This window comes from Nonomuraea sp. NPDC049750, assembly GCF_040659625.1.
Taxonomy (GTDB): domain Bacteria; phylum Actinomycetota; class Actinomycetes; order Streptosporangiales; family Streptosporangiaceae; genus Nonomuraea.
Genome location: NZ_JBFANB010000003.1, coordinates 609,348 through 622,095 on the forward strand (window position 1 = coordinate 609,348; position 12,748 = coordinate 622,095).

A 12,748-nucleotide genomic window follows, 5' to 3' on the forward strand; every position below is an offset into this window, starting at 1 on the left:
CTACCATGGGATAACTTCTTGGTCAGTCCCGAAGGAGCAATTGACGTGGCGACCGTCCCTAGTGTCTCGTACTCGATCACCGTGCGGCTTGAGGTGCCCGCAGGCGGCAAGGCCGTCAGCCAGCTCACCCACGCCGTGGAGTCGGCGGGTGGTGTGGTCACCGCGCTCGACGTCACCAACGCGGGTCACGAGAAGCTGCGCATCGACGTCACCTGCGCGGCCAGGGACACCGACCACGCGCAGGAGATCGTCGACCAGCTCGAATCCGTCGACGGCGTGGTCATCCACAAGGTCTCCGACCGCACCTTCCTCATGCACCTCGGCGGCAAGATCGAGATGGTGTCGAAGGTCCCGCTGCGCAACCGCGACGAGCTGTCCATGGCCTACACCCCCGGTGTGGCGCGCGTGTCGATGGCCATCGCACGCAACAAGGAGGACGCGCGGCGCCTGACCATCAAGCGCAACACGGTCGCCGTCGTCACCGACGGCTCCGCCGTGCTCGGCCTGGGCAACATCGGCCCGGAGGCGGCGCTGCCGGTCATGGAGGGCAAGGCGGCCCTGTTCAAACGTTTCGCCGGCATCGACGCCTGGCCGATCTGCCTCGACACGCAGGATGTCGACGAGATCGTCCGTACGGTCCAGGTCATCGCGCCGGGCTTCGGCGGCATCAACCTCGAGGACATCGGCGCGCCGCGCTGCTTCGAGGTCGAGCGGCGGCTGCGCGAACTGCTCGACATCCCGGTCTTCCACGACGACCAGCACGGCACCGCCATCTGCGTGCTGGCCGCGCTCACCAACGCGCTGCGCGTGGTGGGCAAGCCCATCGAGGGTGTCAAGATCGCCATGGCGGGCGCGGGCGCGGCGGGCAACGCGGTGCTGCGCCTGCTGCTCGCGGCGGGCGCGCGCAACGTCATCGTCTGCGACTACCTCGGCGCCGTGCACAAGGGCCGCGACGACCTCGACGAGTCGCTCCACTGGATCGCCGACCACACCAACGCCGAGGGCTACTCGGGCGACCTGCGCGGGGCGGTCAAGGGCGCCGACGTGTTCATCGGGGTGTCCGCGCCGGGCATCCTGACCGGCGACGACATCGCCACGATGGCCGACGGCGCGGTGGTGTTCGCCCTGGCCAACCCGGAGCCCGAGGTGTCGCCCGACGACGCCCGCGAGCACGCGGCCGTGGTGGCGACCGGCCGCTCCGACTATCCCAACCAGATCAACAACGTGCTGGCGTTCCCGGGCGTGTTCCGCGGCCTGCTCGACGCCCAGGCGACCGAGGTGAGCCAGGAGATGCTGCTGGCGGCGGCGCACGCGCTGGCGGCCGTGGTGTCTCCGGAGGAGCTCGGGCCCAACTACATCGTGCCCAGCGTGTTCCACCCGGACGTGGCGACGGCCGTGGCCGCCGCCGTCCGCGACTCGGCGGGGGGCCGTGCGAGAGGCTTTACAGAAGCCTGATTGCTTTTTAGAAGCAGACAATCGCCTCTTTTTACGGCACAGCCGCTCCCACCGCCACCCGCCGACCGTGCTTGAGGGCCTCCAGGAAGACGGCCGCTGACCGGTGGGTGGCGGGGCGCCGTTACGGCGCCTTCTGGGCCGGTGGCGACTCTTTCGTGACCGGCGGGATGATGCGGTAGTCCGACCGGGGGCGCGGGTGGGCGTCGGCCCGAAGGGCTCGGGTGGGCGTCGGCCGTGGCTATCGCCCGCAGGGTCGGTAACTGGTGCTGGGCGCCCGCCTCGTCGGAGACGTTCAGCGGTCGGCTGGCTGCGTTCTTGTGTGGCGAGGGGCGGTCATGAAGCGTCGATCGAGGGCGCGGCCGCCCGGGGGTCTTCCCTTCTGAGTGCGGTGTGGGCTGCCATGGCCAGGACCAGGGCCGCGTTGATCAGGACCGCGGTCGTTACTCCTTGCAGGATCGTGCCCATGGCGGCCGTCGCTATCGCGCTCATGATCGGGATGCCCATCGTGATGCCGATCTGCTGCGTCATGGTGGCCAGGCCCGTCGCCAGGCCCTGTTCGGAGGCGGGCAGGCCAGAGGTGGCGGTCACCATGAAGGCGACGATCGCCAGCATGTTGCCGACGCCGCCGACGAAGGTGGCCACCAGGAGCAGCCAGATCCAGCCTGCCTCCGGGCCGAGCAGGGCCAACGCCGCCGTCGCCGCGGCCTGCACCGCGAAGCCGGTCGCCAGTGTCCTGCGGTTGCCGAGGCGGGACAGCACGCGCGGGGCCGCGAGCCCGCCGAGAACCGTGCCGAGCCCGAGCACCCCGAACGCCAGTCCCGTGGCCAGGGGCGAGTAGCCGAGGACCTTCTGCAGGTAGAGGGTCATGAGGAAGACCAGTGAGGTCTCCGTGGCGAACGCGACCAACCCCGCGAGGTTGCCCCACTTCACGCTGGCCCTGGCCAGGATCGTCACCGGCACCAGCGGTGCCTGCGCCCGCCGTTCGACGAACCAGAAGGCGACCAGCAGCCCCGCCCCAGCCAGCAGCCCGCCGATCCCGGCCGGGTCGGCGAAGCCGTGTTCGCCCGCGCGGGTGAGCCCGTACACCAGGGCCAGCAGGCCCGTGGTCACCGTCACCGCGCCCGGCAGGTCCATCTTGGGCCGGTCCGCGGGGCGGCTCTCGGCGGGCAGGGCCGGGGCGGCGGCCAGGACGGCGAGCGCGACCGGGACGTTCACGAAGAACGCCCACCGCCAGCTCAGCAGGTCGGTCAGCAGCCCGCCCAGGATCGCGCCGGAGGTGAAACCGGCCGACATGAGCGCCCCGTTCAGCCCCAGCGCCCGCGCCCGCAGCGGCCCCTCGGGGAACGAGGTGGTCAGCAGCGCCAGGGCGGCCGGGGTGACGGCGGCGGTGGCCAGCCCCTGGGCCACCCTGGCGACCAGGAGCATGCCGTGTGAGGTGACCAGCCCGCCGGCCAGCGAGGAGAGCCCGAGCAGCGCCATCCCGCCCAGGAACAACCGGCGTCGCCCGAACAGGTCCGCGATCCGGCCGAACAGCAACGTGAACCCGGCCGCCGCGAGCGCGAACGCGGTCGCCACCCACTGCAGGTCGGCCAGCTCGAACCCGAGTCCGGCGCCGATCACCGGCAGGGCGACGTTCAGGATGGAGAAGTCGACGGCGAGCATGAACTGGGAGCCGAGCAACAGCACCAGGACCAGCCGCTGCCGCCCCGTCATCCGGACGGCTTGCAAGGCCACGGACATGTCATCCCCCTAATGGGTCTCTAGTTCCGTTAAGATGGGATGACGCTAGCACGCTAAGGAGCCTTAATGGAACAGGATTCCCGTTTGGCTGGAACGGTGCGTCCCGGTGGCCGCACGGCCCGGGTCCGGGCGGCGGTCCTGGAAGCCACCCAGGATGAGCTGGTGCTCCACGGCTTCCACGGCCTCAGCATGGACGCGGTGGCCGCCCGGGCAGGCGTCGGGAAGACCACGGTCTACCGCCGCTGGGCCGGTACGGCGGGCTTGGTGGCCGACCTCATGACGGAGCTGGCCGACCAGTCCGCCGCGCACGCGGACACCGGCACGATCGAGGAGGACCTGCGCGCCAACGCCCTGAGCGTCCTGACCGCCATCACGGACGAACGCCTGGGCGCCACGCTGCAGGCCGTCATCGCGGCGGCCACCTGCGACAAGGAGGCGGCGGCCGCCCTGAGCACCTTCTACGAGCGCCGGATCGCGGAGTGGGGCAAATCGATCGACCTGGCGATCCAGCGCGGCGAACTCCCGGAGGGTACCGACGGCCACGAGGTCATCAGGGCGATCTCGGCCCCTCTCTACTATCGCCTGCTGGTCACCAAGGAGCCGGTGGACAAGGCGACGGCCGAGCGGGCGGCGACGCGCGCTCTTGTCGCGGCCCGCAACGGGGCCTTCATCGGGTGACGGCCTTGCCGGTCGCGTCGCCGTACGGGATCAGGCGCGAGCTGTGGAAGGCGCCCGGCTGCAGGATCGTCCATTCCATCCCGGCCTCCGACGACGCGCCGCCCGGTCCTGCCGGTGGCGCCCAGGACCAGAAATCATGCGACAGGTAAACACCGGCTTGCCGTTGCCAGTTGTTTCAGTCTAGTCTGAAATAACTGGCAAAAAGGTGAACGTTAGGATGACCGCATGAGTACGCAGGACGGCCCCGACCGCGAGCAGGTGCTCGAATGGGTCGAGCGGGTGGCCGGGTTCGTCTCCGCGGAATGGGGCCTCGCCCCGATCACCGGCCGCGTCCTGGGCTGGCTCATGGCGTGCGATCCGCCGGCGCAGACCGCGGGCGAGATCGCCGACGCCATCGGCGCGAGCCGCGCGTCGCTCACGACGAACATGCAGCTCCTGACGTCCATCAAACTCATCCGCAGGTTCCGCAGGCCAGGGGAGCGGACCGTCTACTACCAGATCGAGGACGACGCCTGGTCCAAGGTCATCCGGCGGAAGCTCGCCGCGTTCACCGCGTTCGACGAGGTGGCCGCCGAAGGGCTGCGGCTCGGCTGGACCGACGAGGCGCAGACCAGGCGCATCGAGTCGGCCAGGACCGCCATCGCCGACCTCGCCAAGGTGCTCGACCAGGCCTCCGGCTAAAACCCTGCGCGGACGCGGCGGGCCCCACGCGGGCCACGCCGCCGTCTCGCGTGGGCCATGGGCTGGCGGCCGCGGCCACGCTCTTCGCCGGCCTCAGCGGCGTCGCGCCCCGCCTCGCCGACCAGCCCGGCTGGGTCCTCGACGTCTTCTTGAAGCGGTACGGGGCCCGTCGGGGGATCCGGTGGACGCGTACCTGTGGATCATCGTGCTCCTGCTGGCGTACACGGTCGCGCTCTACCCGGTGCTCGCCACGCTCCGGCTGCACCACGAGGAGGCCTCCGGCCACGCCGAGGCCCTGCTGTCGACCGCGGTGAGCCGGCTGCGCTGGGCGGCGGCGCACCTAGCCGTGGCAGCGCTCGGCACGCTGGCGCTCGGCGGATTCGTCACGGGGCTGATCTATTCGCTGGTCATGGTCGACCCGGCGGTGGGCCGGATGCTGCTCGCCGCGCTCGAACACGTGCCGGCCGCCTGGCTCGTGGGGGCGTTCGCCGCCTTCGCCGTGGGGGTGCTGCCGCGGGCGTCGGTGGCGCTGTCGTGGAGGGTCTGGGCCGTGGTGATCGTGGTGGGTGATCTGGGGGGACCGCTGATCGGGCTGTGGGGCTGGAGCCGCGTCGAGCCCTTCCACTACACGCCGAACACGGTGTCGGGCGAGCCGTACACCGTGGCGCCCCTGACGTTGATCCTCTCGCTGACCGCGCTGCTCACCGCCACCGCCCTGATCCGCCTCCGCGATCGCGACCTGGGTTGAACTGCTTGATTTCCGATTTCCACTAGGTCGTACGGGAACGGGTCGTACGGGCTCGGGTTCTGCGGGCTTGGGTTCTGCGGGCTTGGGTTCTGCGGGCTTGGGTTCTGCGGGCTTGGGTCGTGCGGGCTTGGGTCGTGCGGGATCAGAAGGACCCGCGTGGCCAGATGGAGCTGTACCACCAGAAGGCCGCGCCGGTGAGGAGCAGTCCACCCGCGGTGGCCAGTTTGGCGAGCAGGTCGGTCGGCGGGCCGGTGCGGGGGAGGTGGCGGCTCGTGCGGGGGAGGTGGCGACCCTGGCGTCCGGAGCAGGTGTTGCGTACCCGCGTCGAGTCGATCAGCGTGTCGGGGTGGTCGGCGGTGACCGAGAACGCCTCGATCTTCATGCTGTGGCCCCGGCGGACGTGGACGTTCCGGGTCACCGACTCGCGGGCGGGGATGGATCCGGTGGCGACACTGGCCGAGTCGGCCTTGAGGTCGAAGCGGGCCGGCTGGCGGCTCTGGTTGCGCAAGGTGACCAGCGCCTGCCCGCTCCCGCAGTCGGTCCGCCCGGCGGACATCGTGAAACGGTCGCCGGGATCGGACGATCTCGCCCAGGCCCCCACCGTCGCGGGGAGGAGCAGCCACGCGCCGAGCGGCAGGAGGGCGAGCGTGCGACGGTCCGCGATGCGCATTAGCTCCTCCCGAGCCCGCAGGATAGCGATCTTTGGTACCTATAGTGCCCGTATGACTACAGGAAGTAACATGCAGGTGGTGGGGGAGCGAGATGTGGGGTTGACCCTTCATGATGGAGGTATGGCGGAAGCGATCTACGTCGGCGGTTTACTGGTGGCGACGCCGCTTCTCGACGACCCCAACTTCCGTCGTAGCGTCGTGCTGATCCTCGAACACGACCTCGACGGCGGCACTCTCGGCGTAGTGCTGAACAGGCCGAGCGACATCTCGGTGACGCAGGTGCTGCCGGTGTGGGACCCGCTGGTGACCGGGCCACCTGTGCTGTTCGAGGGTGGTCCGGTGCAGACCGACAGCGCGCTGGCGCTGGCCGCGGTGCCGAGCGGCGAGGAGCCGCTGGGCTGGCGCAGGCTGCACGCGGGCACGCCCGCCGTCTCCCGCCTGGGCACCGTCGACCTGGACGCGCCGCCCGAGATCCTGCAGGGCGAGATCGCGCAGATGCGGATCTTCGCCGGTTACGCCGGCTGGACGTCCGGGCAGCTGGCGAGCGAGATCGCCGAAGGAGCCTGGTACGTCGTCGACTCGGAGGTAGGCGACACCTTCCACACCGACCCCGGCTCCCTGTGGCGCAACGTCCTCCGGCGTCAGCCGGGCGAACTGGCCTTCGTGGCAACCTGCCCGGACGACCCGACACTGAACTAGCTAGACGTCCCAGCCGGGGCGGAAGGCGTTCTGGGCGAGTTCGAGGGTCTCCTCCATGCGGTCCACGATGATCCGCACGTCCGTCAAGTCGGCCTGCGGGCACTCGAACCCGACCCGGAGGATCGACATCGCGAACGCGACGATAAGGTGCGAACGCTGATCGGTCGTAACGTCGACGCCCCTGCGGGCCGCGATCTCGACGGCCAGGCGCCGCTCCGTCTCCGAGCCTCTGGCGACGGACAGGCCGACCAGGCGCGGATTCTCGTCAAGAAGCCGCCGCAACTTCAGGAATCTCGCCGTGTCCTCGGGTGTTGAGTCATCCATGTCGTGCGCGACCGCGCGCACCGCGTGGATCATCGAGGTGAACGGGGGCTCATCGGCCGGGCGGCTCCGCAGAGTCTCCTGCATGATCTCCTCGCCCTGGTCGTGGTACCACAGCACGAGATGGTCCTTGCTGGTGAAGTAGCGGAAGAACGTCCGCGGGGAGATCTCGACCGACCCCGCTATCTGGTCCACGGTGGTCGAGTCGTACCCTTGTTCGAGGAACAGGTCGAGCGCGGCGTCGAGGATTGCCAGGCGCGTCTTCTCCTTCTTGCGTTCCCTTAGACCCACTTGCGTCACTCCCTAGATACCTTCCTGGCATAGTGTGCCATAAGTCATAGTCCGACAAATAAAACTCGTTTGTCATCTGTCATGGACTGCCATAGATTACCTGAGGCTTAAGTGACTTATGCCCCGTTATGGGGCGGCATTGAGGGGGACTTCATGGCTCACGCGAGGACGGTCGACGCGCCGTCGTCGCCCGGCCCCAGGGAGACGGGGACCGGGGGCGGCAACCCATGGCTGGTGCTTCTGGCGGTCTGCCTGGGCGTCATCATGGTGATGCTCGACGGCACCGTGGTCGGCATCGCCAACCCGTCCATCCAGCACGATCTGGGCGCGTCGCTGTCCGATCTGCAGTGGGTGACCAGCGGTTACCTGCTGGCGCTGGCGGTGTTCCTGATCACGGCGGGCAAGCTCGGGGACCTGTTCGGACACAAGCGGGTCTTCCTGATCGGTGTCGCCGGGTTCGCGCTGTCCTCGATCGGTATCGGCCTCAGCCAGGAGCTGGCGGACATCGTCCCGGGCGTGTCGCCGATCGGCGCGCTGATCGGCCTGCGCGTGCTGCAGGGCCTGTTCGGCGCCCTGCTTCAGCCCGCCGCCCTGGCTCTGCTGCGCGGTGCCTTCCCCGGTGAGAAGCTGAACGCGGCCATGGGCGCCTGGGGCGCCATCATCGGCCTGTCCAGCGCGGCCGGCCCGATCGTGGGCGGCGTCCTGGTCGAGAACGTCAGCTGGCAGTCCGTCTTCTTCATCAACGCGCCGGTGGGGATCATCGCGCTGATCCTGGGCATCTTCCTCATCAAGGAGAACCGCATCCCGTCGCTGGCCAGGATCGACTGGCTCGGCGTGGTGCTGCTGTCGGGCGCGATGTTCTCGCTCGTCTGGACGATCATCAAGGCTCCCGAGTGGGGCTGGGGCGACAGCACGACGCTCACCTTCATCGCCGGGTTCGTGGTGCTCATCGCCGCCTTCGTCTTCTGGCAGAGCAAGGCCAAGCAGCCGCTGGTCCCGTTGTCGCTGTTCAAGAACCCGTCCATCTCCATCGGCACCGTGCTGATGATGATGGTGGCGTTCGCGATGTTCGGCGCGATGTTCTTCCTCGGCTTCTTCTTCCAGGGCGTTCACGGTCTGAGCCCGCTGGACGCGGGCCTGCGCATGCTGCCGATGAGCGCCGGCATGATCGTGGCCTCGCCGCTCGCCGGCATGATGATCGGCAGGGTCGGTCCGAAGATCACGATGGCCACCGGCCTGCTGATCACCGCGGCCGCGATGTTCCTCATGTCGCAGCTGAGCATCGACGCCTCGTTCATCGAGAGCGGCATTCCGTTCGTGCTGCTGGCGTTCGGCCTCTCGCCGGTATTCGTCGGCGCCACCGAGATCATCGTGGGCAACGCCCCGATCCAGCTCAGCGGTGTCGCGGGCGGTCTGCAGCAGTCGGCCATGCAGGTCGGCGGCGCGCTCGGCACCGCGATCCTGGGCGCCGTCATGGCCTCCGAGATCTCCAGCAAGCTGCCCGGCTACCTCGGCCCGGCGGCCAAGGGGATCCCGGCGGAACAGCTGCCGCTGCTGGAGAAGGCCGCCGCGTTCGGCGGGCTCCCGGCCGGCACCCCGCAGCAGCTCCAACAGTTGGTGGGCGGGGCCGTGCACAACGCGTTCATGGACGGCATGCACCTGGCCTTCCTGGTCAGCACCTGCGTCGCGGTCCTCACCGCGGTTCTGGCGCTGTTCGTCAAGAGCGGCCGCAAGACCGAGGGCGCGCCGGTGCACATGGGCTGACCCTTCTTTTCATCTGTACGGCCCTCGCCTGATGGCGGGGGCCGTACGCGTGTCCAAGGGGTGGGCTGAACGATCTCGACCGGGAAGACGCGCTCGGAGGCGGGCATAGACTCGGTGGCGTGAGCACGAAGATCCTCCCTGAGCAGGAGACCACCCCGCGGACGTCGCATGGCGACGGCGATCATGAGCGGTTCGCGCACTACGCGGACAAGCACAAGATCACCGAGAGTATGGTAACCGGCACGCCGATCCGGGCCCTGTGCGGCAAGATCTGGGTGCCCAGCCGCGACCCCAAGAAATATCCGGTGTGCCCCGAGTGCAAGGAGATCTACGAGGGGCTGCCGTCGGGCGGCGACGACGACAACGAGTGAGTGTTGATCACGTGTGATCACCCACGGTAGGGCTACGGTCTGCATACGGACCTACTCATACCGTAACGGGGGATTGCATGGCCCGGCGCGCGACCGCCGTCTCGTTGGCATGCCTGCTCGCGGCCGGGCTCACACCGCCGCTCCGTCCCGCCTCCGGGGCCCCCGCACCTGACTGCGCCGCCGCGGACTCGCCGCGCGAGGTGGGTCTGCGCGCTGCCCACGATGGCGCCGTGGCCCGTGAGGGTGGGTCGCCCAGGCCGGGTTGGGGGCTGGGGGACGATCCGCGGTCCTTGGGGCCGCGGCAGCCCCGGCCACGGGACGTCGAGCAGGTGCTGGACGAGCTCGCCCAGCGGCTCGCCGGGGTGACGGTCCCGGACGAGGTCATCGTTCCTACCTGGGTACACGTACTCACCGACGGCGCCAGGCGGGCCTCCAACGCGGACGTCAGGGCGCAGATCGACGCGCTCAACTCCGCCTACAGCGGCGCGCTGGGCGGCGCCGCCACCGGCGTGCGCTTTCGCCTCGACGGCATCTCGGTCAAGGAGGACGCCTCCTGGTTCATCGACCCGATCGGCAACGAGCGCGCCATGAAGTCCGCCCTGCGCCGGGGCGGCCCCGAGACCCTGAACCTCTACATCGGCCAGCTGGGCGACCTCGTCCTCGGCTTCTCCACCTACCCCTACTGGTACAAGGACAGCCCTACTCTCGACGGCGTCGTCATCGACTGGCGCAGCCTGCCCGGCGGCACGCTGGTCAACTACAACCGCGGCTACACCGGCGTACACGAGATCGGCCACTGGCTCGGCCTCTTCCACACCTTCGAGAACGGCTGCGCGTACCCGGGCGACGGCATCACCGACACCCCACCCGAGGCCAGGCCCACGGAAGGCTGCCCCGACTCCAAGGAGACCTGCGCGGAGCGGGGTCTGGACCCCATCCACAACTACATGGACTACGCGCATGACCGGTGCATGTGGGAGTTCACGGCTGAGCAGGCGAAACGCATGCACCAGATGTGGGCCGTCTACCGGGGCCGCGGCTCACTGTCCGCCCTCTGACGGGGCGTCGCGTTGACATGTGCGTCGCGCTGACTGGTGCGTCGTCCTGAAATAGCGGCACAACTAGGATGTTTGGGTGACAGCACCGAAGGCACTCGACACTCCGTACGATCAACCTCGCATCTTCGGTTCGGCCTATCGGACGGCCACCATCGGCATCCTGCTGGTGATCACGCTGATCGCCTTCGAGGGCATGTCGGTGGGCGTGGTCATGCCGGTCATCTCCCAGCAACTCGACGCGCTCGACCTCTACGGCCTGAGTTTCTCGGCCTTCCTCATCGCCAGCCTGTTCGCGAACGTGGTGTCCGGGCTCTGGTCGGACCGGCGGGGGTACACGATTCCGTTCCTGGTCGGGGTGGTGCTGTTCGTGGTCGGGATGGGGCTGGCGGGCGCGGCGTCGACCAAGGTGTTGTTCCTGGCCGCGCGGGCCGTGCAGGGGCTGGGCGCCGGATGCACGATCGTCGCCGTGTACGTGATGATCGCCCGGGTCTATCCGGCCGACGTGCGGCCCAAGGTGTTCGCGGGGCTGTCGGCGGCGTGGGTGGTGCCCGCCATGGTCGGACCGGCCGTGGCCGGGTTCGTGGCGGACACGTTGGGGTGGCGGTGGGTGTTCTTCGGGATCATCCCGCTCGTCGTGCCCGCTCTGGTCATGCTGGTTCCCGCCCTGAACAAGCCCGCCCACGAGCCGGACGGGCCCCGGGCCTCCGGGGACGCGGACGAGCCACACACATCCGGGCGAGCGGCCGTGTCCCACACCTCCGAGGAATCGGCCGTGTCCCGCGCCTCCGGCGACGCGGGCGTGTCCCACACCTCCGGGCATGCGGGCGTGTCCCGCACCTCTGGGGACGCGGGCTCGGCCGACTTGTCCGGCTCGTCGGGGCCGTCCGGGTCATCGAGCTTGCCCGGCTCATCTGGCTCGTCTGGTGCGGGTGGTGGGTCGGTGGAAGGGGCGCGTTCCAGGCCATTCGCGATGACCGTGGCCGCCACCGCGTCAGCTGGTGGGGCGGGTGTGCTGCTGTACGGCGTGGACAAGCTTCATGTCTCGCCGGTGCCGAGCGCCGTCGCGGTCCTGGTCGGGCTGGTCTGCCTCGGGTACGGCCTGGCCAAGCTGCTGCCGCCGGGCGCGCTGCGCTTCAGCCGGGGGCTGCCGACCACGATCATGATGCGCGGCCTGTTCTCGGCCGCCTTCTTCGGCGTGAACTCCTTCATTCCCCTGGCCCTCCAGCAGGTCAAATCGTTCGGCCCCACGGCTGCGGGCATCGCGCTCACGACCGGGGCCCTTGGCTGGTCGACCGGGTCCTACCTGCAGAGCAGGCGCACTGTCGAGCCGCACAGGCGGATCCGAATGGGAGCCGCCTGCGTCATGACGGGTGTACTGCTCGGGCTGCTGTCGGTCCTGCCCGGGGTCACCGGCTGGGTCGCGGTGCCGGCGTGGATCGTGGCGGGGTTCGGCATGGGCATAGGAATGACCACGGTCAGCGTCACGGCGCTCAAGCAGTCGCCGGTCAACGAGCAGGGGGCCAACTCCGCCGCGCTCTCGGTGACGGACATGCTGGGGTCCGCGCTGGCGGTGGGGCTCGGGGGCGCGTTGATCAACGTCATCGGGCACAGCCCGGGAATGATCGCGCGGGGCTTCGTGGTCATCTGCTGTCTCATGTCGGCCATATCCCTCGCGGCGACCCTTCTCGCCTCTCGCACTCGTTCCGACTGACCCGGTTCAAGGGTGATTCTTGTCCCTCCTGTCACAGCGATCACGGAACGCCGGACCCGCGCGGGCAGGAGTGATAGGACAGCGGGCAGGAGGTGTCATGGAGGACGATCACCGCGTTTGGCCGCCGAGCTCGGGAGCCAGGCACCGCCGCACACCTCCCGCACCTCCACCCGACGACGCCGAGCCCCAGCAGTCGTCCGAGCCCCAGCCCCAACACTCATCCGACCCTCAGCCCCAGCAGCCGTCTGACCCTGAGCCCCAGCGGCCATCTGGCACGGCGTCACGGTGGTTGTCCGACACGGCACCCCTGCGGCCACCTGCCCCCGCGCCTCAACGGTCGACCGGCACGGAGGCCCAGCGGTCGTCCGGCACGGCGTCTCAGCGGCGCGAGGAGGCGCCGGGTCCGGGGCGCAGGGGCGCGGATCCGTACCCGCGGGTCGGGCGGCGGGAGCCCGTACGCGATGGCGGGCCCTCACGGCGGGACCCCCTGCGCGGTGATGAGTCCTCACAGCGGGATCCCGTGCGCGAGGACAGTGCCGCGCACGACCCCCAGCGCGATG

General features: G+C 69.6%; 12 protein-coding genes. 9 read left to right on the plus strand and 3 right to left on the minus strand.

Going from position 1 to position 12,748, the window contains the following annotated elements; all coding sequences use genetic code 11:
- Positions 1 to 45: 45 nt before the first annotated feature.
- Complete coding sequence (locus AB0J16_RS11270) at positions 46 to 1,455, plus strand: NAD-dependent malic enzyme (RefSeq protein WP_357942727.1); 1,410 nt, start codon at positions 46 to 48, stop codon at positions 1,453 to 1,455.
- A 333-nt stretch (positions 1,456 to 1,788) separates the two neighbouring features.
- Here the strand turns inward: AB0J16_RS11270 and AB0J16_RS11275 are convergent, their stop codons facing one another.
- Positions 1,789 to 3,195, minus strand: coding sequence for an MFS transporter (locus tag AB0J16_RS11275; protein ID WP_358537260.1), 1,407 nt, complete (start codon positions 3,193 to 3,195; stop codon positions 1,789 to 1,791).
- 66 nt (positions 3,196 to 3,261) lie between these two features.
- Here AB0J16_RS11275 and AB0J16_RS11280 point away from each other — a divergent pair, with 66 nt between their 5' ends.
- The 3 genes from AB0J16_RS11280 (at position 3,262) to AB0J16_RS11290 (ending at position 5,302) form a co-directional block, all read left to right on the plus strand.
- Positions 3,262 to 3,873: a TetR/AcrR family transcriptional regulator gene (locus AB0J16_RS11280; RefSeq protein ID WP_358537262.1), complete on the plus strand. Its 612-nt coding sequence runs from the start codon at positions 3,262 to 3,264 to the stop codon at positions 3,871 to 3,873.
- Between the two features lie 225 nt (positions 3,874 to 4,098).
- The gene (locus tag AB0J16_RS11285; protein WP_358537264.1) at positions 4,099 to 4,554 is read left to right on the plus strand and encodes a transcriptional regulator; all 456 of its coding nucleotides are present in this window, start codon (positions 4,099 to 4,101) and stop codon (positions 4,552 to 4,554) included.
- 181 nt (positions 4,555 to 4,735) lie between these two features.
- The gene (locus tag AB0J16_RS11290) at positions 4,736 to 5,302 is read left to right on the plus strand and encodes a hypothetical protein (protein ID WP_358537266.1); all 567 of its coding nucleotides are present in this window, start codon (positions 4,736 to 4,738) and stop codon (positions 5,300 to 5,302) included.
- A 142-nt stretch (positions 5,303 to 5,444) separates the two neighbouring features.
- Here AB0J16_RS11290 and AB0J16_RS11295 read toward each other — a convergent pair whose 3' ends face one another.
- Positions 5,445 to 5,972, minus strand: a complete 528-nt coding sequence (locus tag AB0J16_RS11295; RefSeq protein WP_358537268.1) for a hypothetical protein — start codon at positions 5,970 to 5,972, stop codon at positions 5,445 to 5,447.
- Between the two features lie 121 nt (positions 5,973 to 6,093).
- Here AB0J16_RS11295 and AB0J16_RS11300 point away from each other — a divergent pair, with 121 nt between their 5' ends.
- Complete coding sequence (locus tag AB0J16_RS11300; RefSeq protein ID WP_225290402.1) at positions 6,094 to 6,672, plus strand: YqgE/AlgH family protein; 579 nt, start codon at positions 6,094 to 6,096, stop codon at positions 6,670 to 6,672.
- Here the strand turns inward: AB0J16_RS11300 and AB0J16_RS11305 are convergent, their stop codons facing one another.
- On the minus strand, positions 6,673 to 7,284 hold the full coding sequence (locus tag AB0J16_RS11305) for a TetR family transcriptional regulator (protein WP_358537270.1): 612 nt from the start codon (positions 7,282 to 7,284) through the stop codon (positions 6,673 to 6,675).
- Between the two features lie 153 nt (positions 7,285 to 7,437).
- Here AB0J16_RS11305 and AB0J16_RS11310 point away from each other — a divergent pair, with 153 nt between their 5' ends.
- The 4 genes from AB0J16_RS11310 to AB0J16_RS11325 all read left to right on the plus strand — a co-directional run bounded on the left by AB0J16_RS11310 (position 7,438) and on the right by AB0J16_RS11325 (position 12,188).
- Complete coding sequence (locus tag AB0J16_RS11310; protein WP_358537272.1) at positions 7,438 to 9,048, plus strand: MFS transporter; 1,611 nt, start codon at positions 7,438 to 7,440, stop codon at positions 9,046 to 9,048.
- A gap of 119 nt (positions 9,049 to 9,167) precedes the next feature.
- Positions 9,168 to 9,419 (plus strand): DUF3039 domain-containing protein, encoded by a 252-nt coding sequence (locus AB0J16_RS11315; protein ID WP_358537274.1) that lies wholly within the window; start codon positions 9,168 to 9,170, stop codon positions 9,417 to 9,419.
- Positions 9,420 to 9,496: 77 nt separating this feature from the next.
- Positions 9,497 to 10,477 carry a zinc metalloprotease gene (locus AB0J16_RS11320; protein WP_358537277.1) on the plus strand — a complete coding sequence of 327 codons (981 nt, stop codon included), beginning with the start codon at positions 9,497 to 9,499 and terminating at the stop codon, positions 10,475 to 10,477.
- 76 nt (positions 10,478 to 10,553) lie between these two features.
- A complete protein-coding gene (locus AB0J16_RS11325) occupies positions 10,554 to 12,188 on the plus strand; it encodes an MFS transporter (RefSeq protein ID WP_358537279.1) in 1,635 nt (544 codons plus the stop codon).
- The last annotated feature ends 560 nt before the right edge of the window (positions 12,189 to 12,748 follow it).

Coding starts and splice junctions, on each gene's coding strand:
- AB0J16_RS11275 (WP_358537260.1), bottom strand. CDS start 3,195: ATGTCCGTGGCCTTGCAAGCCGTCCGGATGACGGGGCGGCAGCGGCTG.
- AB0J16_RS11280 (WP_358537262.1), top strand. CDS start 3,262: ATGGAACAGGATTCCCGTTTGGCTGGAACGGTGCGTCCCGGTGGCCGC.
- AB0J16_RS11285 (WP_358537264.1), top strand. CDS start 4,099: ATGAGTACGCAGGACGGCCCCGACCGCGAGCAGGTGCTCGAATGGGTC.
- AB0J16_RS11295 (WP_358537268.1), bottom strand. CDS start 5,972: ATGCGCATCGCGGACCGTCGCACGCTCGCCCTCCTGCCGCTCGGCGCG.
- AB0J16_RS11300 (WP_225290402.1), top strand. CDS start 6,094: ATGGCGGAAGCGATCTACGTCGGCGGTTTACTGGTGGCGACGCCGCTT.
- AB0J16_RS11310 (WP_358537272.1), top strand. CDS start 7,438: ATGGCTCACGCGAGGACGGTCGACGCGCCGTCGTCGCCCGGCCCCAGG.
- AB0J16_RS11320 (WP_358537277.1), top strand. CDS start 9,497: ATGGCCCGGCGCGCGACCGCCGTCTCGTTGGCATGCCTGCTCGCGGCC.